The organism is Bradyrhizobium sp. Ken51 (genome assembly GCF_055807435.1).
The window spans coordinates 1-368 of record NZ_JBVVPB010000145.1; the positions used below are offsets into that span (position 1 = coordinate 1).

Annotated in this window: 1 protein-coding gene; it reads right to left on the reverse strand. The window is 59.8% G+C overall.

Annotated elements, in window-relative coordinates:
- Window positions 1–44: 44 nt before the first annotated feature.
- A complete protein-coding gene (locus tag AC0L27_RS41230) occupies window positions 45–227 on the reverse strand; it encodes a hypothetical protein (protein WP_473323847.1) in 183 nt (60 codons plus the stop codon).
- Window positions 228–368 lie beyond the last annotated feature (141 nt).

A 368-nucleotide genomic window follows, 5' to 3' on the forward strand; every position in this document is an offset into this window, starting at 1 on the left:
CCCATGGGGGATATTATAGCACCGACGGCCGAACACGCGTCAATCTAGTCTTCGTCCGGCTCGCGCACGACCGCCGGGTCATCATCGCGGTCTTCGTCATCTTCATCCTCCTCCTCCTTATCCTCTTCATCTTCATCGGGATCTCTTGGGGGCGTCGCGCTGCCCATAAGCACGAGCGGTGTCCAGCAGATCGCTGTGATGGAAGCTTCGAAGGTGTGTTGCTTCATGTGTTGCTGCTCCTCGAAAAGCATCCTCGGTGAAATCCTGATCGGCGGCACGCGCAGATCCAGGGCGCGACTGTCGCAAACGCGAGGGTGACATCAGGTCGACGACATGAGCAGGGGCAGCACCGCCACGCAACTGGCGAG

Coding starts and splice junctions, on each gene's coding strand:
- AC0L27_RS41230 (WP_473323847.1), bottom strand. CDS start 227: ATGAAGCAACACACCTTCGAAGCTTCCATCACAGCGATCTGCTGGACA.